Source organism: Corynebacterium sp. HMSC064E07, from assembly GCF_001815745.1.
GTDB classification, from domain to species: Bacteria; Actinomycetota; Actinomycetes; order Mycobacteriales; family Mycobacteriaceae; genus Corynebacterium; species Corynebacterium jeikeium_D.
Window position 1 is genome coordinate 68,458 of sequence record NZ_KV821817.1, and the last position, 24,667, is coordinate 93,124.

Below are 24,667 nucleotides of genomic sequence, written 5' to 3' on the forward strand. Positions count from 1 at the left end.
TAAGGACACCGTAAGTGACTGACCCTTCTCAGTACCGTCCCGCCCCCGGCACCATTCCCACGGAGCCGGGGGTGTACCGTTTTCTCGATTCAACCGGGCGCGTTCTCTACGTCGGCAAGGCGAAGAATCTCCGTGCGCGTTTGTCTAACTATTTCCAGGACTTAACTCGGCTTCATCCCCGCACCCGCCAGATGGTGCAGTCCGCTTCGAAGGTGACGTGGACTGTCGTCCACAATGAAGTCGAAGCGCTGCAGTTGGAGTACACCTGGATCAAGCGCTTTAATCCGCGGTTCAACGTGATGTACCGCGACGACAAGTCGTATCCGATGTTGGCCGTCAGCGTTGGAGAGCTGTACCCGCGGCTCTTTCTCTACCGAGGACCGCGCCGGAAGGGCGTGCGTTATTTCGGGCCTTATTCACACGCGTGGGCTATCCGAGAAACGCTCGACTTGCTTACACGAGTTTTCCCAGCCCGCACCTGTTCAAAGGGAGTCTTCAACCGGCAGCAAGCCCTGGGGCGGCCCTGTTTGCTCGGCTATATCGACAAATGCTCGGCGCCTTGTGTCGGCCGTGTCAGTGCCGAGGAACACCGCGAAATTGTCCGTGGTTTTACCAGCTTCATGTCGGGAAATACGGGCCCGGTCACGAGGCGCTTAAAAAAGGAAATGGAGGAAGCTGCCGGCGAGTTAGACTTCGAGCGCGCCGCTAGTCTGCGCGACAACCTCGCTGCCATCGACAAGGTCATGGAGCGGCAGTCAGTCGTGCTTTCCGACGCCGCCGATGCCGACTTTATTGCGCTAGCAACCGACGAACTGGAAGCGGCCGTGCAGATTTTCCATGTTCGGGCGGGACGTATTTACGGTCAGCGCGGCTGGGTAGTGGAGAAGTCCGGCGAGTACGCGACTACGGAGTTTCGAGAGGGAGAAACTGACCCCAGCTTGGGTGGGCTGCTAACGCAGTTCCTGACACAGTTCTATGGCGACGCCGCCAAGCACGCGGATGTCGACGGCGATGAATCAACCACTGCCGCCCAGGTTGTGCCCCGCGAAATTCTCGTTCAGGCCACGCCCGACGATCTTGACGAGGTTACTGCATTTTTGGCCGATATTCGTGGCACCAATGTAGATATTCGCGTCCCACAACGCGGTGACAAGCGGACGCTCATGGAGACCGTGCAGAAAAATGCAGCTGAAGCGCTACGCCAGCACAAGCTAAAGCGAAGTGGAGATCTAACTACTCGATCGCAGGCTCTCTCCGAACTCCAGGACGCGCTATTTATGGATGAAGCGCCGCTGCGCATCGAGTGCACTGACATCTCGCATATTCAGGGCACCGATGTGGTGGCCTCGTTGGTGGTCTTCGAGGATGGATTGCCCAAGAAGTCCGACTACGGCCGCTACCGAATCAAAGATGCAGCGGGTGACGGTCGCTCGGACGACGTCGGTTCTATCGCTGAGGTGGTGCGCCGTCGTTTTCTGCGCCATAACGAGGACAAGCTCGCCATGCCCGATGATGCAAGCGAGATGTTCGTCGAAGAGACGACTGATGCCGTCGATGAGCAGTCGCGGAGTAACCGCAAGTTTGCCTACCCGCCACAGTTGTTCATCGTCGACGGTGGTGCACCGCAGGTCGCAGCCGCACAGGCGGTCCTCGATGAACTCGAGGTCACCGATGTGACGTTGGTGGGAATTGCCAAGCGCTTAGAAGAGCTGTGGATTCCCGACGATGATGAGCCGCTCATTCTGCCGCGTAATTCGGAAGCGATGTACCTAATCCAGCGAATTCGTGATGAGGCGCACCGCTTTGCCATTAATTATCACCGTCAGCAGCGATCTAAACGCATGCGCTCGTCGGTGCTTGATGGCATTAAGGGGCTGGGGCCAGCACGCCGCAGTGAGTTGGTCAAGCACTTTGGTTCCGTTGCGGCGCTGAAGAAGGCCAGCGTCGAGCAGATCGAAGAAGTGGCTGGTTTCGGGCCGATGCTCGCGAAAACTGTTTACGATTACCTCCATCCAGACGAGAAGTCGTCAGAGCCAAACTCGGATGTCGGTCCGGGAGAGTAGGCGTAGAAGTAGGTAAACAAGTGGCTAAAACCGCACTTGAAACAGTGCTAGGGGGTTTACTTCCGCTAGTAAAACCGAGAGCGGTTGGGCGGAATTGTATTAGAGTGATGGCATGATTACTTCGGGTTATTCCCCTCAGGCTGAAAAGTCACTTGTGTTGATTACCGGCATGTCCGGTTCCGGACGCAATACGGCCGCCAGCGTCTTGGAGGAGATGGGCTGGTATGTCGCAGACAACCTGCCCCCGGAGTTGATTATGCGCATGGTCGAGTTGTCGTTTGAAGCGGACTCTCCAGTAGAGCGCCTCGCTATCGTCACCGACGTGCGCTCGCGCGCGTTCGCCGGCAGTTTGGGGGAGGTGCTCGACGGACTCCGCAATGAGGGGCGCCAGCCCTATGTCATCTTCTTTGATGCCAACGACGACACCCTCATCGCCCGCTACGACTCTGTCCGCCGCACCCATCCGCTGCAGGAAAATGGCACGCTTTCACAGGGTATTGCCGCTGAACGTCAGATGTTGCTGCCAATAAAGGGCATGTCGGATTTAGTAGTGGATACCTCTGACATGAGCGTGCACGATTTGCGCCGTGAGTTAGAGCATCAGTTGTCGGATACCGCTAGCAAGATTCAGCAGATCACCATCGAATCATTTGGGTTTAAGCACGGTGCGCCGCGCGATGCCGACATGCTTTTCGACGTCCGTTTTCTCCCCAATCCCTATTGGGTACCTGAGCTGCGTGCGGGCCGCGGTACCAACAAAGCCGTGGCCGACTACGTGCTGTCCCAACCTGAGTCTCAGGGGTTTTTGGACAACGTCACAAACTTGATTGAATTGGTTTTGCCCGGGTACCGCCGTGAGGGCAAGGGTTTTATGACTATCGCTGTGGGATGCACCGGAGGCCATCACCGAAGTGTGGCCATGTCGGAGGCGCTGGCTAAGAAGCTCGAGGGAGTTTCCGGGATCAACGTCAACGTCGTCCACCGCGATATTGACCGCAACTAGCGGTTTTAGTGGAGGTGTAGAAATTGACATCAATTACCAGTCTGGGTGGCGGTCATGGTCTATTTGCCACGCTGAGAGCTGACCGTCAGGTTGCGGACCATGTCACAGCGGTGGTCACAGTTGCCGACGACGGCGGATCCTCGGGTCGCCTTCGTCGTGAGCTGGGGCAGATTCCCCCTGGAGACCTTCGCATGGCACTCGCCGCGCTTTCCGCAGATACGGAAAAAGGCGATCTGTGGGAAAAGACACTGCAGCACCGCTTTGGCGGAACTGGCGCACTGGCAGGGCATGCGATTGGCAATCTGATTATCGCTGGCCTCACCAGTGTGATGGGAAATGAAGTCGACGCGCTTGACGAAATTGGCCGGTTGCTGCAAATCCGGGGTCGAGTCGTGCCCATGTCGCCGATCCCGCTAGAGATTGAGGCCGAAGTCGTTGGCTTGGAGCAGGATGCTCGCGTTGTGCGCCAGGTCCGTGGCCAGGTCGCAGTGGCCACGACACCTGGCCAGGTGCGCCGAATCCGGCTGATTCCTGAGACTCCGCCGGCATCCGAGGAGGCCATTGAAGCTATCCTCAATGCCGATTTGGTGACGCTGGGTCCGGGTTCGTGGTTTACTTCGGTTCTGCCACATCTTCAGGTGCCCGGGCTGCGGGATGCTCTGCAAGAAACCAATGCCACAACCGTCGTGGTGCTGAATCTTGTCGCCGAGCCGGGGGAGACCGCCGGTTTTTCTTCCGAACGGCACATCCATATGCTCACGCAGCATGCACCTAACTTGAAGCTCAATTACGTGCTTGTCGACGACAACACGCCGCTCGCGGATACCGAACGAGAATACCTGCAGCGAGCGGCGGATAGCCTAGACGCGCAGGTTGTCTTCGCCGATGTGCAAGAAGTTGATGACCACGGAGCTCTGACGGGTCGGCATTCGCCGGAGAAACTAGCTGTCGCACTTCGTCAGTTCCTCTAAAGCGTCCGGCCAGTCGAGGGTTTTAATGCATTCTCCTGCGAGGATGCAATAGACAATCAACTAATTGCCACTCGATTGGTACCGGATACTATCCTTGAGGTTTATTGCTAAAGCTCAAATGGGGTTAATTTTACCTAAATTAACCAGGCCCAAACCCAGCTCGCACACATGAAATGAGGATGGACAGCATCGTGGCATTGACGGCGAAGGTCAAAGACGAACTAGCCCGCGTGTCAGTTTCGCAGGAAAGCGCTCAGGCAGCGGAGATTTCGACCCTGTTCCGCTTCGCAGGAGGACTCCACCTGGTGGCAGGTTCGATTGTGCTGGAGGCTGAGTTGGATTCCGGCGCTGTCGCACGCCGCCTGCGCTCCATGCTGGCCGAACTCTACGATGTCAAAGCCAGCCTCAATGTCTTGTCTCCCGGTGGCTTGCGAAAGACCTCGAAGTACATCGTGCGGGTAACCGATGGCGCGGAACTCGTCGTTAGGCAAACTGGCCTGATCGACTCTGCAGGACGTCCCGTACGTGGGCTACCACGCAAGCTGATCATGGGACAGAAGATCGATCAAGAAGCTGCATGGCGGGGTGCCTTTTTGGCACATGGTTCACTGACTGAGCCGGGGCGTTCCTCAGCTTTGGAAGTCACTGCTCCTTCTGCTGAAGCGGCACTCGCATTGGTGGGATGTGCTCGTAGACTCGGAATTACGGCTAAGAGCAAGGAGAATAAGTCCCGCGGTGGCGATCGTGTAATCATCCGGGAGGGCGATGCAATCGGTGCGCTGCTGACGCGAATGGGAGCCCAGACTACTCGCCTGCAGTGGGAAGAACAGCGAATGCGTCGTGAAGTGCGAGCGACGGCCACTCGTTTGGCAAACTTCGACGATGCCAACCTGCGGCGCTCGGCTCGTGCGGCCGTTATTGCAGCAGCGCGAGTAGAGCGTGCTTTAGAGATTCTCGGTGACGATGTACCAGACCATTTGGTGTCTGCAGGACAGCTGCGCATCGAGCACAAGCAGGCTTCACTGGAAGAACTTGGGCAGCTGGCCAATCCGCCAATGACCAAGGACGCCGTCGCAGGACGCATCCGCCGTTTGCTCTCCATGGCGGACAAAAGAGCAAACGAACTCGGAATTCCCCCCACAACTGCAGTCGTTACAGACGAACTTTTTGACAAAGAAGTTGACGAGTAAAGCACCTGTTATGCCTAGTCAGGTGCGTAATTTTTGATAAATCTCCGTTTATTTGGGATTTTCGCACCAAACCACCGCTGCGCGAATGAAAAACCCAACGTACACTTCTGTAGTGAACCTGTTGGAGCGCAATCAGCGCCCTGACAAGTGGCATCGATTCGCCAATCCATTAAGGAGATTATTGTGACGGTTCGTGTAGGTATTAACGGTTTTGGTCGCATTGGCCGCAACTTCTTCCGCTCCCTGCTCGCTGCGGGCGCTGACCTGGAAGTCGTTGCTGTAAACGACCTCACTGATAACAAGACCCTGGCTCACCTGCTCAAGTACGACTCCATCATGGGCAAGCTTGACGCAGAGGTCACCTACGACGATGAGTCCCTCACCGTCAACGGCAAGCGCATCGCGGCATACGCTGAGCGCGACCCGAAGGACCTGCCGTGGGGCAAGCACGAGGTCGACATCGTCATTGAGTCCACCGGTTTCTTCACCGATGCCAACGCTGCCAAGGCTCACATCGAGGCTGGCGCCAAGAAGGTCATCATCTCCGCTCCGGCTAAGAACGAAGACGCAACCTTCGTTGTCGGTGTCAACCACACTGACTACGACCCGGAGAAGCACAACATCATTTCGAACGCTTCTTGCACCACAAACTGCTTGGCCCCGATGGCTAAGGTTTTGGACGACAAGTTCGGCATCGAGCGCGGTCTCATGACCACCATTCACGCATACACCGGTGACCAGCGTCTGCACGACGCTCCGCACAAGGACCTGCGTCGCGCCCGCGCTGCTGCTCTGAACATTGTTCCGACCTCCACCGGTGCTGCAAAGGCAGTCGCTCTGGTTCTGCCGCAGCTCAAGGGCCTGCTGGACGGCTACGCACTGCGTGTTCCGACCCCGACCGGCTCTGTCACCGACCTGACCTTCACTGCTAAGAGCGAGGTCACCGTCGAGTCCGTTAATGCTGCCATCAAGGAAGCTGCTGAGGGCGAGCTCAAGGGTGTTCTGGGCTACAACGAGGACCCAATCGTTTCCAAGGACATCGAGGGCGACCCGCGTTCCTCGATCTTCGACGCACCGCTGACCAAGGTCATCGGCGATCAGGTCAAGGTTGTCTCCTGGTACGACAACGAGTGGGGATACTCCAACCGCCTCGTCGACCTGGCTGTCTACGTCGGTGAGCGCCTCTAATAACACACCTGGTTAATCCCAGACCCCGAACGGGCCGGGGTGGTTGTGCCTGAGTAGGGCACGCCACCCACGGCCCGTTTTTACACACTTTCACAAGGATTTCATTGAGATGACTGTTAAGACTGTCAAAGACCTGATCAACGAAGGTATTGAAGGCCGTTACGTCCTCGTCCGCTCCGACTTTAACGTTCCGTTGAAGGACGGCGTTATCACCGATCCGGGTCGAATCGATGCTTCGCTGCCCACTCTGTCCGCGCTTGTCGAAGCCGGTGCCAAGGTCGTTGTTATGGCTCACCTGGGTCGCCCGAAGGGCGAGGTTAAGTCCGAGTTCTCCCTGGCCCCGGTCGCTGAGGCTCTGTCTGAGCGCCTGGAGCAGTACGTCGCGCTCGCCGGTGATGTCTCCGGTGAGGACGCGCACGAGCGCGCTAATGGCCTGACCGAGGGCGATGTACTCTTGTTGGAGAACGTCCGCTTCGATCCGCGCGAGACCTCCAAGGACGAGGCAGAGCGCGCCGAGTTCGCAGCCGAGCTGGCTGCACTAGTTCCGGACGGAGCGTTTGTTTCCGACGGTTTCGGTGTTGTTCACCGCGCCCAGGCTTCCGTCTTCGACGTCGCTAAGAAGCTGCCGCACTACGCCGGCAATCTGGTTCAGGCTGAGCTTGAGGTTCTGCGCAAGGTTGCAGAGACCCCGGAGAAGCCGTACACCGTCGTGCTCGGCGGTTCCAAGGTTTCCGACAAGCTGGGCGTTATTGAGGCTCTCGCGCCGAAGGTTGACTCCCTGGTCATCGGCGGCGGCATGTGCTTCACCTTCCTGGCTGCCAAGGGCTACGCCGTTGGCGCATCCCTGCTGCAGGAAGAGATGATTGACACCTGTAAGGATCTGCTGGACCGCTACGGCGATAAGATCGTTCTGCCAACCGACGTAGTCGTGGCTGACAAGTTCGCTGCAGACGCTGAAAACAAGGTGGTAGACGCCACCGAGATTCCGGAAGGCTGGATGGGCCTGGACATCGGACCGGCTTCCGCCGAGGCATTCGGCAAGGTGCTCGCTGAGTCCAAGACTGTGTTCTGGAACGGCCCGATGGGCGTGTTCGAGATGGAGGCTTTCGCAGCTGGCACCCGCGAGGTTGCACAGGCCATCATCGATGCCACCACTAACAACGGTTGCTTCTCCGTCGTCGGTGGCGGCGACTCCGCAGCAGCAGTACGTACTCTGGGGTTGAACGAGGACGGCTTCAGCCACATCTCCACTGGTGGTGGCGCTTCGCTGGAGTTCCTCGAGGGTAAGACTCTGCCGGGCGTCTCCGTCCTGGAAGACTAAGATTTTTCCACCACCGGATTTTCATCGCTTAAAAATCCGCTAATTGATAGGGAAGTGAATTCCACCACTATGGCACGTACACCATTTATTGCTGGTAACTGGAAGATGAACCTGAACCATCTCGAGGCTATCGGTGTGGTGCAGAAACTCGCGTTCGCTCTGCCAAAGGAGTACTACGACAAGGTTGACGTCGCTGTCATCCCGCCGTTTACCGACCTGCGTTCGGTCCAGACTCTGGTTGAGGGCGATAAGCTCGGCGTCACTTACGGCGCGCAGGATGTCTCAGTCCACGAGTCCGGCGCTTACACCGGCGAGATTTCCGCATCGATGCTGGCAAAGCTCGGCTGCACCTGGGTCGTCGTCGGTCACTCCGAGCGTCGCGATATGCACGCAGAGGACGATGAGCTGGTCGCAAAGAAGGCCAAGGCAGCACTGCGCGAGGGCATGAACCCAATCGTCTGTGTCGGCGAGCCGCTGGAGGTCCGAGAGGCCGAAGAGCACGTCGAGTACGTTGTCTCTCAGGTCAAGGGCTCCCTGGCTAATCTGACCAACGCTGAGCTGGCCAAGACCGTCATCGCTTACGAGCCTGTCTGGGCTATCGGCACCGGTAAGGTCGCATCGGCTGCAGACGCGCAGGAAGTCTGTGCAGCTATCCGCGAGACCGTCGCAGAAATTGGGGACGCGAACATCGCAAAGGAGATGCGCATCCTCTACGGTGGTTCCGTCAAGGCCGAGAACGTCGCTGAGATCGTCGGCAAGCCCGACGTCGACGGCGGCCTCGTCGGTGGCGCTTCGCTCGACGGTGAAGCATTCGCGAAGCTCTGCGCACTTGCTGCAGATGCCGCTCAGAACGCCTAAGTGCATATAAATTCAGAACAACTGATAAGATAGGCGCCATGCGCGACCCCGGATTGGTTTTATTGATTCTCATAAAACCGATTCGGGGTTATTGCCTTTAGGCGGACTCAATCCAGGCACACCGACTGGCAATAAGTCAGCGCAATACATTTCCCGAGGCTTTCCACTTCGAATGCCCGGCAATTTTCAAAGGACGTGCTCAATGAACGAACAAGTACATGGTGACACTGACCGACACACTGCAAGCAATGAGCAATCCTCTTCGACCGCTACCGCGAAGCAGCAGGACTTGCTCTGGGAGGATATTCGCCACCTGGGTCGAATTCTTGGGCAGGTAATCCGCGAGCAAGAGGGTGACGAGGTCTTTAACCTGGTCGAAAATGCTCGCCGTGCAGCCTTCGAACTCCATCGTGGCGATGGCGACATCGAGAAGCTCACCGGCCTCTTCCGCGATATTGACCCTGCCGAGGCAAGCCCTGTCATCCGTGCTTTCACGCACTTCGCACTTTTAGCTAACCTCGCTGAGGATTTGCACGAGGAGCTGGGCATCGAGGCATCTCTCGATGCTGGCGATCCGCCGCAGGACTCCACGCTGGAAGCAACATGGCAGAAGCTTCGCGACGCCAAGGTTTCCAGCAGCGCCATTGCGGATATGATGGACCACATTGAGGTCGTCCCGGTTCTGACCGCACACCCAACGGAAACTCGTCGTCGCACAGTGTTCGATGTGCAGAAGCACATCACGGCCGCAATGCGGCGCCGCCACGAGATCCAGGCAGCCCCGATGAATGCGCGCACCGCGGACCGACTCGCTGAGATTGATGCCGATATCCGTCGCCGGATCCTGACGCTGTGGCAAACGGCTCTGATTCGCATGAACCGCCCGGATATTCGCGACGAGGTCGAAGTTGGTCTTCGCTACTACCAGCTTTCTCTGCTGGAAGCTGTGCCACAGATTAACCGAGACGTCGTCAAGCACTTGCGTCAGCTCGGCGGCGACAAGCTGCCGGCTAATCCAACCATTCGCATGGGTTCGTGGATCGGCGGTGACCACGACGGCAACCCATACGTGACGGAGGAGACGCTGCGCTACGCCTCCGATAGGGCAGCGGGTACGATCCTGCGTCACTACTTCTCGCAGTTGCACCTGCTGGAGCGCGAGCTCAGTCTCAGCGACCGCCTGACCAAGGTCACCGTAGATTTGGTCGGCTTGGCCAGCCGCGGCCACAATGACGTACCAAACCGCGAAGATGAGCCGTACCGTCGTGCGGTTCACGGTATCCGCGGTCGCGTGGCGGCAACAGCGGTGAACTTCTTCGACGAGTCCATCATTGAGGGCGACTGGTCGGAATTCACTCCGTATGACAGCGCCGAGGAGCTACTTGAAGAGCTCTCGATTATCGACGACTCCCTGCGGTCCAGCCACGATGACCTCATCGCCGATCACCGCCTGCGCGACCTGATGGATTCAGTGGAGGTATTTGGTTTCCACCTGTACTCGATTGATATCCGCCAGAATTCGGACTCTCATGAGGAAATCCTCACCGAGCTGTTCTCCGCTGCCGGTGTGGTGGACAACTACGCGGGATTGAAGGAAGCCGACAAGGTCGAACTGCTGACCAAGGAACTGCAGTCCTCCCGTCCGCTGGTTTCGACTTCCGCAGATCTTTCCGAAGCTACGGCTCGCGAGCTAGGCATTATGCGTGCGGCATCTCGTGCGGTGCGCAAGTACGGTCACGACGCGGTACCGCACTGCATCATTTCGATGTGTACATCGGTCTCCGACCTGCTGGAGCCGATGATTCTGCTCAAGGAAGTCGGTCTGATTCGCCCGAATGGCTCCCAGCCGACCGGTTCTGTTGACGTCATTCCGCTGTTCGAAACCATCGAAGACCTGCAGGCTGGTGCCGACGTGCTGCGTGCTGCGTGGGACATTCCGGTCTACCGCGCATACGTGTCCGCACGCGGAGATCTGCAGGAAGTCATGCTCGGCTACTCCGACTCCAACAAGGACGGCGGGTACTTCGCTGCAAACTGGGCGCTTTACGACGCGGAGGTCGCAATCGTGGCAGCCGCGAAGGACAACGACATTCGCCTGCGTCTCTTCCATGGCCGCGGAGGTACTGTCGGCCGTGGTGGCGGTCCGTCCTACGAGGCAATCCTGGCGCAGCCGTCGGGTGCAGTCCAGGGGTCCGTGCGTATCACTGAGCAGGGCGAGATTATCTCTGCAAAGTACGGTCACCCTGCAGCGGCACGCAGGAACCTCGCCGCGCTGGTTTCGGCAACGATTGAGTCGACTCTGCTCGACGTCGATGACCTGAAGAACCCAGCTCGCGCCCACGAGATTATGTCGGAGATTTCCGACCTGTCTCGCGAGGCCTACTCGAAGCTCATGCACGAGGACCCGGGCTTTATTGACTTCTTCACGTCGTCGACCCCGGTCGATGAGATCGGCAGCCTGAACATCGGTTCGCGTCCGACCTCACGCAAGCAGACCCAGACCATTTCTGACCTGCGCGCAATTCCGTGGGTACTGTCCTGGTCGCAGCAGCGTTCTATGGTGCCGGGCTGGTTTGGTGTCGGCTCTGCACTGCAGGAGTGGATCGGCGAGGACGAAGACGGTTCCCGCCTGGCTGAGCTCCGTCAGCTCAACGAGATTTGGCCGTTCTTCAATTCGGTGCTGTCGAACATGGCGCAGGTCATGTCCAAGGCTGATCTGAACCTGGCGCGCGCCTACGCTAGCCTTTGCCAAGATAAGGCCGACGGTGAGCGCATCTACGGCATCATCAAGGCTGAGTTCGACCTGACTTTGGAGATGTTCCTGAAGGTAACCGGGTACAAGCACCTGCTGGAGGACAACCCGCTGCTCAGGCGTTCGGTGGACATGCGCTTCCCGTACCTTATGCCGCTGAACATCATCCAGCTGGAGATGCTGCGTCGCTACCGCGCCGGCGATAATCGCGACAAGGTGCGTCGGGGCATTCAGCTGACCATGAATGGTCTGGCAACTGCACTGCGCAACTCCGGCTAGGAATCCGCCTAGGGATACGGCTAGGGATACCTAGCCAGCCGAGCAATTGCGCTAGTATAGTTGGAGTTCTTAAAGAAGCGACGTTTCAAAAGGAAGTGCGCGTGTACCTCGCCATTCAGATTGTCCTGGTCATCACATCCATCCTGATGACGCTGTTCATCCTGCTCCACAAGGGTAAGGGTGGCGGACTGTCCAGCCTCTTTGGTGGCGGCATGCAGTCGAATCTGTCCGGTTCGACTGTGGTGGAGAAGAACCTTGACCGCGTCACTATTGTGACCGTGATTATCTGGTTGCTCTGCATTGTCCTGTTGCTGCTGTTCAATACTTTCGGCTGGTAGGTTCCGCACGCAGCACGCCCCACCGCAGGCCTTTAAGGGCTCTTCGGAATTTTGGGTGTAGATGGGTTTGGTGATCGGGGTGTGTTGAAGTGGTCGGACGCGATTGATAGAGTAAGCCCGGACTCATTACGGAAGTTGGAAATCCCACATGCTCAAAAGCTGGCTGTTACTGATCGGGGCGGTTGTTGCCGAGGCGCTTGGCACCATGTGCCTGCGTGCAGCCGTTGATCAACCGCTCTATGCCATCGGGGTGGTCATCGGATACATCATTGCTTTCACCCTCTTGGGACTCGCCCTGGGAAGAGGTATTCCAATCGGCATTGCCTATGGAATTTGGGCAGCAGCCGGAGTTGCCCTGGTCGCGGTTCTGGGTGCCGTGTTATTCCATGAAACGCTCAGCTTAACGGCGATCATCGGCATTGTCACCATCATGGCCGGCGTCTTCATTGTCCAAACCGGCCAGCGCGATCCAGGCAAAGCTGAGGTGTTGGAATCATGAGCTGGCTGTTTCTGTCCTTTTCGATCGTTTCTGAAATTATCGCTACCCTGAGTCTGCGTGCTTCGGATGGCTTTCGGAAGAAAATCTGGATCCTGCCACTCGTGGTGTTCTACGGGCTCGCTTTCTTTTTCTTAGCGGTTACTATCTCCTACGGCATGCCGGTGGCCATTGCCTACGGCATCTGGTCAGCTATCGGTGTCGCGCTCATCGCAGTGCTGGCGCGGATCATCTGGAAAGAGCCGTTAACCCCGCGCATGATCTTGGGACTGGTGCTGATCATGGCGGGGGTGGTGCTCGTCGAACTGGGGTAAGCGCTATTGGGCCCGAGCGGCGCGAACCTGCTGCTGGATAGTCTCCATGACCGAAGCATCGGCCAAGGTTGTGGTATCACCAATCTCGCGGTCTTCGGCGAGATCTTTGAGCAGACGGCGCATAATCTTACCCGAGCGGGTCTTGGGGAGGTCAGTGACCACGGTGATTGATCGCGGTGTCGCAATCGGTCCGATCGCGGCACGAACATGATCACGCAGGACCCCGACGGCGTCGTCGAGTTGCTGAGCGCTTTCGCGCAGAATCACAAACGCCTCGATCGCCTGCCCGGTGGTTTCATCTTGGGCCCCGACCACAGCGGCCTCAGCAACCATCGCATGGGCGACCAACGCCGATTCAATTTCTGCCGTCGACATCCGGTGCCCGGAAACATTGAGCACATCATCGACCCGGCCCAGGACCCAAATATCGCCGTCCTTATCGAATTTCGCGCCGTCACCGGCAAAATATACGCCAGGGTACTGTGACCAGTAGGTTTTCTGATACCGTTCCTCATCGCCCCACAGGGTGCGCAGCATGCCGGGCCACGGTTCGGTGATCACCAGATAGCCACCGTTGCCGGGTTCTACCGGAACGCCGGCTTCGTCATAGATATCGGCCGTAATGCCGGGCAGGGCGCGCATCGCGGCCCCGGGTTTCGTGGCGGTCACCCCGGGTAGCGGGCTGATCAGAATATGGCCGTTTTCGGTCTGCCACCAGGTGTCCACGATCGGTGCGTTATTGCCCCCGATGTGCTCGCGGTACCACATCCACGCTTCGGGGTTGATCGGTTCACCCACGCTGCCCAACAACCGCAGCGACGACAGGTCATATTCGGCCGGGATATCGCGACCCCAGCGCATGAACGTACGGATACTGGTGGGCGCACAGTACAGAATCGTCACGCCGTATTTCTGCACGATCTCCCACCAGCGCCCCCGATGCGGAGTATCCGGGGTGCCCTCATACAGCACCGAGGTGGTCGCATTGGCCAGCGGCCCGTAGACGATATAGGAGTGCCCGGTGACCCAGCCGATATCGGCGGCCGTCCAGTAGATATCGGTTTCGGGTTTGATATCAAAAACCGCCCAGTGGGTGTAGGAAACCCCCACGAGATATCCGGCTCTTCGGAATTTTGGGTGTAGATGGGTTTGGTGATCGGGGTGTGTTGAAGGCGTAAAAAGAGTCGAGGTCTTCCGAAGATGGAAGTGACGAAACCACACATCTGAAGAAAGACCTCGACATGCACCAGCTTACCTTCTCGCGCCCAGATCTTGATGCCTTTTGCCTGCTGAGCAATTCCGGCGTCACCGTGACCGGTCAACACGTCACCGCCGAGCAAGCCGTGCTGGAATGTCGAGTCGTGGAGGCCGATCAGTTCTGTCGGCATTGCGGTGCTGAAGCCACAGTGCGAGGCAGTGTGGTGCGCAAAGTCACGCATGTGCCGGTGGGTTGGCGGCCCACCCACTTGCATGTGCGGTTACGCCGCTACCGGTGCGATACCTGTGCCCGTGTCTGGCAACAAGACACCACATCCGTGGTGGCTCCGGAGGCCAAACTCTCGCATGCTGCCGCGTTGTGGGCGTTGAAATCGGTAGTCATCGACCGGTTATCCATTGCCCGGGTGGCGGCCAATCTGGGCGTGTCCTGGCATACCGCCAACGACGCGGTGCTGACCACGGGTCGGCGGTTGCTCATTGACGATCCCAACCGGCTCAATGGGGTCAGAGTGTTGGGGGTCGATGAGCACGTGTGGCGCCACACCCGCTGGGGTAACCGGTATGTCACCGTGGTCATCGATTTGACCCCCGTGGCAGACCGCACAGGCCCGGCACGGTTATTGGATATGGTCCCGGGCCGGTCCAAACAAACCTTCATCACCTGGTTAGAAGCGCAAACCAGCGCGTTTCGGGCCGGCATTGAGATCGTGGCCATGGATGGGTTCACCGGGTATAAAACCGCAGCAGCTGAAACCCTGCCTGAGGCCACCACGGTCATGGATCCCTTCCATGTGGTGGCCCTGGCCGGTCAGGCCGTGGATAAGGTTCGACAACGCATCCAACAAGCCACCCTGAGCCGGCGTGGTCGCAACGGGGACCCATTGTATGGGATCCGCAAAGTGCTAAAAACCGGCAAAGAGTATCTGACCGAACAACAACAAGCCCGCCGGGATGCCGTGTTTGCCAACCCGGACCATGCCCCGGTCAAGACCACCTATGACATCTACCAAAAGATTGTCGCCGCCTACCGCAACCCCAACAAGAAGCAAGCCAAAAAACGGTTCCGCAAACTCATTGCTTCCATCAGCCACGGGGTCCCCAACACGCTCAAAGAGCTGCAGACGTTGGGCCGGACGATGAAACGCCGGGCTGATGACATCTTGGCCTACTTCGATCATATCGGCACCAGCAACGGTCCCACCGAAGCCATCAACGGCAGAATCGAACACCTGCGCGGTACCGCCCTAGGCTTCCGCAACCTCACCCACTACATCACCAGAGCACTGCTGGACACCGGCGGATTCCGAACCAAAATACACTCATTTTTACGATGAGCCCCTTTAAGCAATAAAAATTCCCGTCGATAGCATTTCGCTTATCGACGGGAATTTGCTGGTTCTGGGCTGTTAGCGGTGAAGCGGAAGCCTAGAGCTGCGCAGCCGCAGCATCGTCAACAAAGACAACGGTTTCCTGAACACCGCGAACCCCGGCCGCCGGCCACTGCGCTGGGTCGTCCTGCTGAGCGATAGCTGCAATTGCCTCAGCCTTTTCGCCGCCCGCTACAAGTAGCCACACACGCTGAGAGCTGGCGATGGCCGGCATCGTCAGCGTGATGCGGGTCGGCGGTGGCTTCGGGCAGTTATGCACGTCCACGACCAAGCGTTCCTGCTCAGCCAGCGCTGCGGTATGTGGGAAAATCGAGTTGATGTGTCCCTCTCCGCCCATACCGAGAAGGTGAAGGTCAAAGCCATTTGGAGCCTTCTCCCGAACGATCGCTTCGTAGCTTTCGGCGGCCTCCGTGGTGGTCACGCCGCTGTCGGCAGCGGCAAACTCGAAGATGTTTTCCTCCGGCACGCCGACAGGGGACAAGAGACGCTTACGAGCAGCCAACGCATTGCGATCTGCCGAGTCGGCAGCGACAAAGCGTTCATCTCCGAAGAACACCAGGACTCGGTTCCAGTCGATGTCTCCGGAATCGTCGGCAAGCGCACTGAGCAAAGCGGTACCCGCGCCGCCACCGGTGAGAACGACGCGTACGAAACCGTCATCGGTGACCGGAGAGGCGTTGCCATGGTGGACGGCGACAACCGCATCGATGAAGCGCTGACGTGCAGCCTCGACGATGCCCGCCTGGTCAGCGGCGCGGTGGAACTGAGGGGCAGGGACGGTATTCGAGGCGTTATCGGTGGTCACTTGTCAGAGACTCCTGGTTCGTTAGCGAAGCTAGTTGTTGTGGACGTCGGAGATTGCATTCCCACCGTGTGAATCTGACTGAGGCCACGCAGGGCACGTCCGTAGGCAGTATCGTGGTCGAGGTGACGCAGCTCCTCTGCCAAACATTCGGAGCGTGTTGGACGCGATACTGCAACCTTGAACGGGGGCTTTTCTCCGTTGGTGACCGATGCAGTGGTGGCGCTTTCAATATCGATACGCAAAGTCTGGCCATTTTCACGCTCAAAGGCGACGGAGGTCACCGGTGGCTTGGCGCGGCCCTTTTCGTCCACCGGAATCTTCTTCTCACCGGTGGAGTAACGGTTGACCGGCAGCCCCAGGCGATCTGCCAACCATCCGGCGGCGACCTCGACCGATGGCGAGTCCTGTGGGCCGTAGATGGACACGGAGGTCACCGGCGAGTGCGGCGGCAAGTCGAAAGCGGATGCCAACACACCGCGCCAGTTCGTCAGCCGCGACCAGCTCAGGTCGGAATCGCCGGGCGTGTAGCCCGTACGGCGCGTGTAGATAGCGTTGCTATTCGGGTCACAGAGTGAATCGGTGATACGGCGCTGGGCAATCCGGCCGATTGGTGTCGCCGCTGGGACCTGCGGCGCCTCAGACGGCCACCACGCCACGACCGGCGTATCCGGTAGCAACAGGGGAGTCACCACAGAGCTGTGGTGCTGACCAATCTCACCGGACATATGCATAACGACGATCTCAGCGGCACCGGCATCACCACCGACGCGGAGCTCCGCGTCAAGGCGATTGTCCAGGCGTGGATCATCGGAGACCAATACCAGCACACGGGATGGGTGCTCGCGGGAAACGGAGTTGACCGTGGAAATAATGTTTTCCAGGTCGTCTTCGCTTTTGGCCAAAACAATCAGGGTGAGGACACGGCCCGTGGTGACGATGCCACCCTGCTCTCGAAGCTGCACCAACTGACGAGCAATGCTCGCGGTGTCAGTGTCTGGCAAATTGACAATCATGAAAGTGTTCTTTCTGTCAGAAAATTCTTAAGAACTGAGAGGTCGGCAACCTATGGCCGTCGCCAAGCGCGACCGTCGCGCTCGAGCATGTGGTCAGCGGAGGAAGGCCCCCACGAACCTGCGGGGTAGCCCTCGGGACGACCGCGCTTGGCCCAGTACTCGATGATGGGGTCAAGAATCTTCCAGGACAGCTCGACTTCCTCATTAGTGGGGAAGAGGCTGGCCTCGTCGAGAAGCGCATCCAGAATCAGGCGCTCGTAGGCCTCTGGCGACTGCTCGGTAAACACCTCGGAGTAGGAGAAGTCCATGTTGACATCGCGTACCTCCATGGCCGAGCCCGGAACCTTCGAGCCGAAGCGCATGAGCACGCCCTCGTCTGGCTGGACTCGAATCACCATGGCGTTCTGGCCGAGAGCGGCAGTCATCGTCTCCGCAAAAGGCAAGTGCGGTGCGGACTTAAAGACCAGCGCAATTTCAGTGACGCGACGGCCGAGGCGCTTGCCGGTGCGCAGGTAGAAGGGGACACCGGCCCAACGACGAGAATTGATCTGGAGCGTACAAGCGGCGTAGGTCTCGGTCGTGGACTCGGGGTCGAATCCTTCCTCATCGCGCAGCCCCGGCACAAAGTTGCTGCCCTGCCAATCCGCGGTGTACTGGCCACGTGCGGTGTATTTCGAAAACGGACGCACTGGCTCGACGGCACGCAGAACCTTAATCTTTTCCGCCTGCAGCTCTTCCGGGGTAAAGGCGATGGGCTCTTCCATTGCCACCAGTGCCAGCAGCTGGAGTAGGTGGTTCTGAATTACGTCACGAGCCGCACCGATACCGTCATAGTAACCGGCGCGACCACCCAAACCGATGTCCTCGGCCATGGTGATCTGAACGTGGTCAATGTAGTGAGAATTCCACATCGGATCGAACAACTGGTTGGCAAAACGCATGGCCAAAATGTTCTGGACGGTTTCCTTGCCCAAGTAGTGGTCGATGCGGAACACGGCGTCTTCTGGGAAGACCGAGTTCACAATCCGGTTGAGTTCCTGAGCGGAGGCTAGGTCGTGTCCGAATGGCTTCTCAATAATCACGCGACGCCAATAATCCTCGCCCGACTGCGCCAGCCCCGAACGATCGAGCTGATGACAGACATCGGGGAAGTTAGCTGGCGGAATGGACAGGTAGTAGGCCCAGTTGCCAGCGGTGCCGCGGGAGCGATCGAGCTCCTCAAGTTGTGCGGCCAGGCGATCGAAGGCCTCGTCATCGGTGAAGGTACCGGTGACAAAGTGAATGCCCTCAGCCAGGCGCTGCCAGACACTCTCACGGAAGTCTGTGCGGGCGCCCTGTTCCACTGCGGTGCGCACATAATCCTCAAAGTCCTGTTTCGACCATTCGCGACGACCGTAGCCAACTAACGCGAAGGAGGCGGGCAGCAGACCGCGGTTGGCCAGATCGTAAATGGCAGGCAGAAGCTTCTTTCGGGCCAGATCGCCCGTCACTCCGAAAATCACCATGCCGCCCGGGCCCGCAATACGCGGCAAGCGTTTATCCTGTGGGTCGCGCAGCGGGTTGATGTATCCGTCGTGGTTGGTGCTGTCGTCTCCGTTGTGCGGAGAGCTGGCAGTAGGGGAGTTCGAATCGTTGCGTTGCAGAGAATCACTCACGGTTTACATAATGTCATATCGAGAAAAGTCCGGTGGAATCGTTTCCGATTCCTCCGATGGGGCCTTGACGGGTCCCTTTCTTCTGCCTTAGGTTTATGACCTAGGTGGTATACCCATAAACCACGGAGGTGTATATGCAGGCGAAGGAGGCGGACCCTCGGCCCATCTACGTCCAGATCGCCGAGGATCTGAAATCAATGATTTTGTCCGGGGAGCTCTCGGCTGAGGATCGTGCCCCTTCAACCAAGGAGCTCTCGGAGTTTTATCAGGTCAACCCAACCACGGCCGCCAAGGCCATGACGGAACTGTCGATGGTGGGGCTTGTGGAGAAGAAAAGAGGACTCGGAATGTTTGTCACTCCAGATGCCCGTGAGCGCATTCGCGCTGAGCGTCGTGAAGCGTTCCAGCGCACCTACATCGAGCCGTTAAAAGCGGAGGCCGGCATTCTCGGCCTCACGCTCCACGACATCATCGCCATGCTGGAGGAGGAGAAATGAGCATCTACGGCGTGATTGGCCCCAACGGCGCCGGCAAGACTTACTACCTGCGTACCCTCGCGCAGATGCCTACGGCGGCCCTGGCGAAGGCTGCACCCGACACCCAGGTCTTCGGTGCCACCCCGCGCGAATATTTCCAGATCCTGCGCACCGGCTGGGATCAGCTCGATGTGCCCCACGCGGAGTCCCTCCTCGATTTCCCCGCTGACACCCCTATCAAAAAGCTCAGCCTGGGCCAGCGCCAGCTGCTCATCGCCGCTGCCACCCTGGCATCGGGCAAGGAAGCATTGCTTTTCGACGAGCCCTTCAACGGCCTCGATGTCGAGCACCGCGCCACATTGCGCGGCATGCTTATCGACTCGGCCGAATCGGCCAACATTGTGGTCACCTCGCAGCACTCCCAGGATCTAGCCGGCCTAGTCGACACCTTGATTGTCATCCACAAGCAGGATGCGTACGGGCCCTATGACGTCGATAAGCTGCGCGCTAGCCATCCGGTGCTGCGAGGCCCTACGGATCTCGTGGCGCAGGTGGCCGGCCCAGTGCTCGCTAAGAAAACCCTCGGCGAGCGCTGCGAGGCAATCCTGGCTACAGAGCTCAGTTCGTCTGCCGCTGCGCATGCCCGCGCCCTCGGCGTTGAGGTGAGCTACCTCGACCCCGCGGCCCTCATCGACCTCGCAAGCACCTCCTCCTACATCGAACGGAGCAAGAAATGAGCACCGGAGCTTTCATCGCGACCAACAAGAAAACCTTCCTCGGTGTTGCCGCCGTGGCCATCCTGTACTCGGCCTTCGGGCGCATGCTCGTAGGCAGCGGAACCGGCAACACCTTGCTTGGCATTATCGCGCTGGGCATCCTCTTCCTCATCACAGCCCGGCGTTCGGTCACCCTGCGTGACTACGGCGTGAGCACCGCCCGCTGGGTACGCTCCGCAATCATCGCAATCTTGGGCACATCGTTGGTGGCTACCGCCTTCATCGTCACGGCGATGGTCATCGAGCAGAACAAGTCCGGTTACTACCGCGGATTCGATAGCTTCATTGTCACCTCCGGACCGGCCCTGTTTCCGGACACTAACGGGGAGCTGTACATGATTGAGGATTCCGGGCAGAACTACACCACAGTTCTGCTCACCGCGCTGTGCGTCTTCTTGAGCTTCCTCATGACTACCGTGGCGAGCACCGCAGTCGGCACCGTCGCCGGCGCGAAGGGCACTCGTGCAGGATCAATTACCATTGGCCTGGCCCTGGCCACGCTCTTCCTCTTCAGCTATCTGCTGGACGTGACCGACTCCGTACCGGGTGCCCCCTGGCCGGCTGTGCCGATCTTTGCCTCAATCATCGCCGTAATCTCTGCGTTCGTGATGGCCTGGGCTTTAAAGGAAGACAAACGCCCACTGCCCTCTGTGCGTCCCACCTTCGCCACGTCCTAGCACCAATAGAAAAGCTCCCCGCGCAGGGGAGCTTTTTCATGTCCAACGTTGAACATGCGGGTTAAGTAACACAACAGGCGAACCGAAACTGACAACCCCAAAAGTTACGGGCTGCAGATGTGAAACTGTGCAAGTTTATGACACCTTCAGGCTATTTTTCGGGCCGTTTTTGACATAACCGCAGTCAGTAACTCGGATCGCCAGGCGACCTGCTGGCGCCAGCCAGAAACGCAGCCACTACCAACAGGCACCTAGATAATCAGCAGGCTTACTTCAGCTGCTCCATGCGCTGTGCAATCGACTCGAGCAAGGACTGCCAGGAGTCCACGAACTTCTCCACGCCCTCGCGCTCCAGGACAGCGAAGACGTCATCGAGGTCGATGCCAATCTCGCTGAGCTGAATCATAACGGCGTTGGCTGCGTCACCCTGGCCGCTGACGGCGTCGCGAACCTCGCCCTCGAAGCCCGCGGCAGCACGCAGCGTCTTCTCCGGCATGGTATTCACAGTCTGCGGTGCAGCCAGCTCAGTGACGTAGAGGGTGTCCGGGTAAGCCGGGTTCTTCACACCGGTCGAAGCCCACAGCAGGCGCTGCGGCTTAGCACCGGCGTTTTCCAGCTGTGCCCAGCGAATATTCTGCGCCGAGAAAGTCTCCTCGAACTTGGCGTAAGCTGCACGGGCATTGGCCAGACCAGCCTTGCCGCGCAGAGCCAGGGCCTCCTCGGAGCCGATCTTGTCCAGGCGAGCATCGATTTCGGTGTCAACGCGGGAAACAAACAGCGACGCAACAGAGTGGACCGAAGCCAGGTCCACGCCGTTGTCCTTCGCACGCTCAATGCCCTCGATGAACGCATCAATGACCTGCAGGTAACGCTCCACCGAGAAAATCAGGGTGACGTTTACCGAGATTCCCTCGGACAGAGCCTGGGTGACAGCCGGCAGGGAAGCATCGGTCGCCGGAATCTTAATCATCGCGTTCTGCTTGCCGACGCGCTCCCAGAGCTTACGGGCCTGCGCAATCGTGGCCTCGTAGTTGTCGGCGTAGCGAGGATCGACCTCGATGGACACACGGCCATCGACACCGTCGGTTTCTTCGGATACACCAGCGAAAAGGTCACAGGCATCGCGGACGTCGTCGATTGCCATCGCGAACACAGCATCTGCCGAGTTCGCACCCTCTGCAGTGAGCTGCGCCAGCTGAGAGTCGTAATCCTCACCGGCGGTCATCGCCGAAGAGAAGATTGCCGGGTTAGTAGTGACACCGACAACCCGAAGCTCTTCAATCAGATTTTTCAAATCGCCCGAGGTGAGGCGCTGGCGCGAAAGATCGTCGAGCCACGCCGAAGTCCCTACCTTGGCGAGCGCTTCCATCGTGGTGCTTCCCATAGTGTTTAACGCCTTTCTGTCAATACCGCTTCGTTGCCTAAAGACTTCGCTAAAAGTTGTATGTCCTTAAACTACTGTGCGTCACAAACAATACTGGCGCTACCGGAGCGCGGTACGGTTTTCACAAATCCCGTCCCGACAGCGGCCGATAGCGCCAGGTTTTAACAAACTTACTTAGCAGCCTCGATGGACTCCTTGGCGGCATCGACAACAGCCTCTGCTGTGATGCCGAACTTCTCGAACAGCTCCTTGTACGGAGCCGATGCACCGAAGTGCTCCAGGGAGACAGCGCGACCAGCATCACCCAGGTGGCGGTACCACGGCATTGCAATACCGGCCTCAACCGAGACACGAGCGCGGACGGACTTCGGCAGAACCTGCTCGCGGTAGGCATCGTCCTGCTGCTCGAACCAGTCAAGACACGGAACGGAGACAACGCGGGCGCTGACGCCTTCCTCAGCCAGCTTGTCAGCAGCTTCGACAGCGAGGTGAACTTCCGAACCGGTAGCCATCAGGATGACGTCCGGGGTCTCCTTGGCACCGTCGACAAGCACGTACGCACCACGACGGACGCCCTCAGCGGCCTTCTCCTTGGTACCTTCCAGGACCGGAACGTTCTGGCGGGTCAGAGCCAGAGCCTTCGGGCCTGCCTCTCCCTGAAGAACAGCGGCCCAAGCCTGAGCGGTCTCGTTAGCGTCAGCCGGGCGGACAGTGGACACACCCGGGATAGCGCGCAGCGAAGCCAGCTGTTCAACAGGCTGGTGCGTCGGACCGTCTTCGCCCAGACCAATGGAGTCGTGAGTCCAGACGTAAATAGGGGAGATGCCCATCAGCGATGCTAGGCGGACAGCCGGACGCATGTAGTCCGAGAAGATAAGGAAGGTGCCGCCGTACGGACGGGTGCCACCGTGGAGCAGAATGCCGTTGAGGATCGAGCCCATGGCGTGCTCACGGATACCGAAGTGCAGATTGCGGCCGTACGGGTCGGTGGTCCAGGTACCGGTGGTGATGGACTTCGGGCCGAAGGACGGCTCACCCTTCAGGACGGTGTTGTTGGAGCCAGCCAGGTCAGCCGAGCCACCCCACAGCTCCGGCAGGGTCTTGCCCAGTGCCTGCAGCGCGGCCTCAGAGGCCTTGCGGGTAGCAACGCCCTTCTCGTCCGGCTCCCAGGTCGGCAGCTCAGCGTCGAAGCCCTCCGGCAGCTCGCCAGCGGTCAGACGGTCCAGCAGAGCCTTGCGCTCCGGGTTAGCCGCAGCCCACTCGTCGAACTTGACCTGCCACTGTGCGTGAGCCTCAGCACCACGCTCAACCAGCTTGCGGGTGTGCTCAATGACCTCGTCAGCGACGTTAAAGCTCTTGTCGGTATCGAAGCCGAGAGCTTCCTTGATGCCGACAATCTCCTCGCCACCAAGAGCAGCACCGTGCGAAGCGCCGGTGTTCATCTTCGTCGGAGCCGGGTAAGCGATCACAGTGCGAACGCGAATGAAGGTCGGACGCTCCGTATCCTTCTTGGCCTCCTCGACAGCAGCCTCGAGTGCTGCGACGTCCTCGCCGCCGTCGACCTCAATGACCTGCCAGCCGTAAGCACGGTAGCGATCCGCGACATTCTCGGTGAAAGCAATGGTGGTGTCGTCCTCGATGGAGATGCCGTTGTCATCCCAGAAGACAATCAGGTTGCCCAGCTGCTGAGTGCCGGCCAGCGAGCCGGCCTCGGCAGTGACACCCTCCTGAACGTCACCATCAGAAGCGATGACGTACACGTAGTGGTCGAACGGAGACTCACCCGGAGCAGCTTCCGGGTCGAACAGCCCACGTTCCCGTCGCGAAGCCATGGCAAAACCGACAGCCGACGCCAGCCCCTGACCCAGCGGGCCAGTGGTGATTTCCACGCCGTCAGTGTGGCCGTACTCCGGGTGACCCGGGGTGAGTGCATCCCACGTACGCAGCGCCTTCAGGTCATCGAGCTCCAGGCCAAAACCGCCGAGGTAGAGCTGGACGTACTGCGTCAGAGAGGTGTGACCACAGGAGAGAATGAAACGGTCACGGCCGATCCACTTCGTATCCTTCGGGTCATGGCGCATAACGCGCTGGTAAAGAGAGTAAGCCAGCGGTGCGAGGCTCATCGCAGTGCCGGGGTGCCCCGAACCTGCCTTTTCAACGGCGTCTGCAGCCAGCACACGGGCCGTATCTACGGCCTTCGTATCCAAGTCAGACCAGTCCGAGGGGTAGTTGCGCACAACCCGTGCTTCATGCTCAGTCGACAGTGTCACGTGAATGACTCCTAGTATCCAAATGGATTAGTAAAATTCTCTTCCATACTAACTAGGATTGCGCGCTCCGGGTTCAAACCGGGCCGAATAGCTGAGAGATAAGTCTCAGAGGGCGCGCCGCACATGCTTTACGACGGTCATTATTGGAACCGTTATGATTACCGGTAAACTGATTGCCTGCCCCTCATTTAATTTTGCGGAAAAACTCGTCGGGAACTTTCCGACCGTTACA

The 24,667-nt window shown here is 58.8% G+C and carries 20 protein-coding genes and 1 pseudogene; 15 read left to right on the forward strand and 6 right to left on the reverse strand.

The genetic code is table 11. The features are described 5' to 3' along the window. Window positions 1-14 precede the first annotated feature (14 nt). The 11 genes from uvrC to HMPREF3053_RS06950 all read left to right on the forward strand — a co-directional run bounded on the left by uvrC (window position 15) and on the right by HMPREF3053_RS06950 (window position 12,773). Window positions 15-2,063 (forward strand): excinuclease ABC subunit UvrC, encoded by a 2,049-nt coding sequence (gene uvrC, locus HMPREF3053_RS06900; RefSeq protein ID WP_070767473.1) that lies wholly within the window; start codon window positions 15-17, stop codon window positions 2,061-2,063. Between the two features lie 112 nt (window positions 2,064-2,175). Then, the gene (gene rapZ, locus HMPREF3053_RS06905; protein WP_005510809.1) at window positions 2,176-3,066 is read left to right on the forward strand and encodes an RNase adapter RapZ; all 891 of its coding nucleotides are present in this window, start codon (window positions 2,176-2,178) and stop codon (window positions 3,064-3,066) included. 23 nt (window positions 3,067-3,089) lie between these two features. Further along, entirely contained in the window at window positions 3,090-4,037 is a 948-nt protein-coding gene (gene yvcK, locus HMPREF3053_RS06910) for a gluconeogenesis factor YvcK family protein (protein ID WP_048731879.1), read from the forward strand. Between the two features lie 191 nt (window positions 4,038-4,228). Continuing rightward, the gene (whiA, locus tag HMPREF3053_RS06915) at window positions 4,229-5,227 is read left to right on the forward strand and encodes a DNA-binding protein WhiA (RefSeq protein WP_048731892.1); all 999 of its coding nucleotides are present in this window, start codon (window positions 4,229-4,231) and stop codon (window positions 5,225-5,227) included. A gap of 183 nt (window positions 5,228-5,410) precedes the next feature. Further along, window positions 5,411-6,415, forward strand: a complete 1,005-nt coding sequence (gene gap / locus HMPREF3053_RS06920; RefSeq protein ID WP_048731894.1) for a type I glyceraldehyde-3-phosphate dehydrogenase — start codon at window positions 5,411-5,413, stop codon at window positions 6,413-6,415. 109 nt (window positions 6,416-6,524) lie between these two features. Beyond that, window positions 6,525-7,736: a phosphoglycerate kinase gene (gene pgk, locus HMPREF3053_RS06925; RefSeq protein ID WP_049172950.1), complete on the forward strand. Its 1,212-nt coding sequence runs from the start codon at window positions 6,525-6,527 to the stop codon at window positions 7,734-7,736. A gap of 69 nt (window positions 7,737-7,805) precedes the next feature. Next, window positions 7,806-8,594, forward strand: coding sequence for a triose-phosphate isomerase (gene tpiA / locus HMPREF3053_RS06930; protein WP_049172948.1), 789 nt, complete (start codon window positions 7,806-7,808; stop codon window positions 8,592-8,594). Between the two features lie 202 nt (window positions 8,595-8,796). Continuing rightward, the gene (gene ppc, locus HMPREF3053_RS06935) at window positions 8,797-11,625 is read left to right on the forward strand and encodes a phosphoenolpyruvate carboxylase (protein ID WP_070604566.1); all 2,829 of its coding nucleotides are present in this window, start codon (window positions 8,797-8,799) and stop codon (window positions 11,623-11,625) included. 101 nt (window positions 11,626-11,726) lie between these two features. After that, window positions 11,727-11,963, forward strand: a complete 237-nt coding sequence (gene secG, locus HMPREF3053_RS06940; protein WP_005510775.1) for a preprotein translocase subunit SecG — start codon at window positions 11,727-11,729, stop codon at window positions 11,961-11,963. Window positions 11,964-12,111: 148 nt separating this feature from the next. Next, a complete protein-coding gene (locus HMPREF3053_RS06945) occupies window positions 12,112-12,462 on the forward strand; it encodes a DMT family transporter (protein ID WP_035757987.1) in 351 nt (116 codons plus the stop codon). Then, window positions 12,459-12,773 (forward strand): DMT family transporter, encoded by a 315-nt coding sequence (locus tag HMPREF3053_RS06950; protein ID WP_035757985.1) that lies wholly within the window; start codon window positions 12,459-12,461, stop codon window positions 12,771-12,773. The genes HMPREF3053_RS06945 and HMPREF3053_RS06950 overlap by 4 nt, the downstream gene beginning before the upstream one ends. A 3-nt stretch (window positions 12,774-12,776) precedes the next feature. Here HMPREF3053_RS06950 and HMPREF3053_RS06955 read toward each other — a convergent pair. After that, a pseudogene (locus HMPREF3053_RS06955) lies at window positions 12,777-13,892 on the reverse strand (AMP-binding protein); the annotation flags it as partial. Window positions 13,893-14,014: 122 nt separating this feature from the next. Between HMPREF3053_RS06955 and HMPREF3053_RS06960 the strand changes: the two are divergent. Next, window positions 14,015-15,325 (forward strand): ISL3 family transposase, encoded by a 1,311-nt coding sequence (locus tag HMPREF3053_RS06960; RefSeq protein ID WP_070439683.1) that lies wholly within the window; start codon window positions 14,015-14,017, stop codon window positions 15,323-15,325. 91 nt (window positions 15,326-15,416) lie between these two features. Here the strand turns inward: HMPREF3053_RS06960 and pgl are convergent, their stop codons facing one another. Genes pgl through zwf form a run of 3 tightly spaced genes read right to left on the reverse strand, consistent with a single transcriptional unit; the run spans window position 15,417 to window position 18,852 of the window. Then, entirely contained in the window at window positions 15,417-16,184 is a 768-nt protein-coding gene (pgl, locus tag HMPREF3053_RS06965) for a 6-phosphogluconolactonase (protein ID WP_070567129.1), read from the reverse strand. Next, on the reverse strand, window positions 16,181-17,197 hold the full coding sequence (locus HMPREF3053_RS06970; RefSeq protein ID WP_070567126.1) for a glucose-6-phosphate dehydrogenase assembly protein OpcA: 1,017 nt from the start codon (window positions 17,195-17,197) through the stop codon (window positions 16,181-16,183). The genes pgl and HMPREF3053_RS06970 overlap by 4 nt, the downstream gene beginning before the upstream one ends. A 50-nt stretch (window positions 17,198-17,247) precedes the next feature. Beyond that, window positions 17,248-18,852 (reverse strand): glucose-6-phosphate dehydrogenase, encoded by a 1,605-nt coding sequence (gene zwf, locus HMPREF3053_RS06975; RefSeq protein WP_016422737.1) that lies wholly within the window; start codon window positions 18,850-18,852, stop codon window positions 17,248-17,250. A gap of 134 nt (window positions 18,853-18,986) precedes the next feature. On the opposite strand from zwf, the gene HMPREF3053_RS06980 reads away from it, so the two are divergent. The 3 genes from HMPREF3053_RS06980 to HMPREF3053_RS06990 are packed head-to-tail and all read left to right on the forward strand — an operon-like array spanning window position 18,987 to window position 20,781. Further along, on the forward strand, window positions 18,987-19,349 hold the full coding sequence (locus HMPREF3053_RS06980) for a GntR family transcriptional regulator (RefSeq protein WP_016422738.1): 363 nt from the start codon (window positions 18,987-18,989) through the stop codon (window positions 19,347-19,349). Continuing rightward, window positions 19,346-20,065: an AAA family ATPase gene (locus HMPREF3053_RS06985; protein WP_069358692.1), complete on the forward strand. Its 720-nt coding sequence runs from the start codon at window positions 19,346-19,348 to the stop codon at window positions 20,063-20,065. Before HMPREF3053_RS06980 ends, HMPREF3053_RS06985 begins: the two co-directional genes overlap by 4 nt. Continuing rightward, window positions 20,062-20,781: a hypothetical protein gene (locus HMPREF3053_RS06990; RefSeq protein WP_070547097.1), complete on the forward strand. Its 720-nt coding sequence runs from the start codon at window positions 20,062-20,064 to the stop codon at window positions 20,779-20,781. The genes HMPREF3053_RS06985 and HMPREF3053_RS06990 overlap by 4 nt, the downstream gene beginning before the upstream one ends. Before the next feature lie 268 nt (window positions 20,782-21,049). On the opposite strand, the gene tal is transcribed toward HMPREF3053_RS06990, so the two are convergent. Both tal and tkt read right to left on the reverse strand, forming a co-directional pair. Beyond that, window positions 21,050-22,165, reverse strand: coding sequence for a transaldolase (gene tal, locus HMPREF3053_RS06995; RefSeq protein WP_070767474.1), 1,116 nt, complete (start codon window positions 22,163-22,165; stop codon window positions 21,050-21,052). Between the two features lie 170 nt (window positions 22,166-22,335). Beyond that, window positions 22,336-24,435 (reverse strand): transketolase, encoded by a 2,100-nt coding sequence (tkt, locus tag HMPREF3053_RS07000; protein ID WP_049170630.1) that lies wholly within the window; start codon window positions 24,433-24,435, stop codon window positions 22,336-22,338. Window positions 24,436-24,667 lie beyond the last annotated feature (232 nt).

Coding starts and splice junctions, on each gene's coding strand:
- HMPREF3053_RS06980 (WP_016422738.1), top strand. CDS start 18,987: ATGCAGGCGAAGGAGGCGGACCCTCGGCCCATCTACGTCCAGATCGCC.
- HMPREF3053_RS06950 (WP_035757985.1), top strand. CDS start 12,459: ATGAGCTGGCTGTTTCTGTCCTTTTCGATCGTTTCTGAAATTATCGCT.
- HMPREF3053_RS06990 (WP_070547097.1), top strand. CDS start 20,062: ATGAGCACCGGAGCTTTCATCGCGACCAACAAGAAAACCTTCCTCGGT.
- tpiA (WP_049172948.1), top strand. CDS start 7,806: ATGGCACGTACACCATTTATTGCTGGTAACTGGAAGATGAACCTGAAC.
- HMPREF3053_RS06945 (WP_035757987.1), top strand. CDS start 12,112: ATGCTCAAAAGCTGGCTGTTACTGATCGGGGCGGTTGTTGCCGAGGCG.
- HMPREF3053_RS06970 (WP_070567126.1), bottom strand. CDS start 17,197: ATGATTGTCAATTTGCCAGACACTGACACCGCGAGCATTGCTCGTCAG.
- rapZ (WP_005510809.1), top strand. CDS start 2,176: ATGATTACTTCGGGTTATTCCCCTCAGGCTGAAAAGTCACTTGTGTTG.
- ppc (WP_070604566.1), top strand. CDS start 8,797: ATGAACGAACAAGTACATGGTGACACTGACCGACACACTGCAAGCAAT.
- HMPREF3053_RS06960 (WP_070439683.1), top strand. CDS start 14,015: ATGCACCAGCTTACCTTCTCGCGCCCAGATCTTGATGCCTTTTGCCTG.
- tal (WP_070767474.1), bottom strand. CDS start 22,165: ATGGGAAGCACCACGATGGAAGCGCTCGCCAAGGTAGGGACTTCGGCG.
- pgk (WP_049172950.1), top strand. CDS start 6,525: ATGACTGTTAAGACTGTCAAAGACCTGATCAACGAAGGTATTGAAGGC.
- HMPREF3053_RS06985 (WP_069358692.1), top strand. CDS start 19,346: ATGAGCATCTACGGCGTGATTGGCCCCAACGGCGCCGGCAAGACTTAC.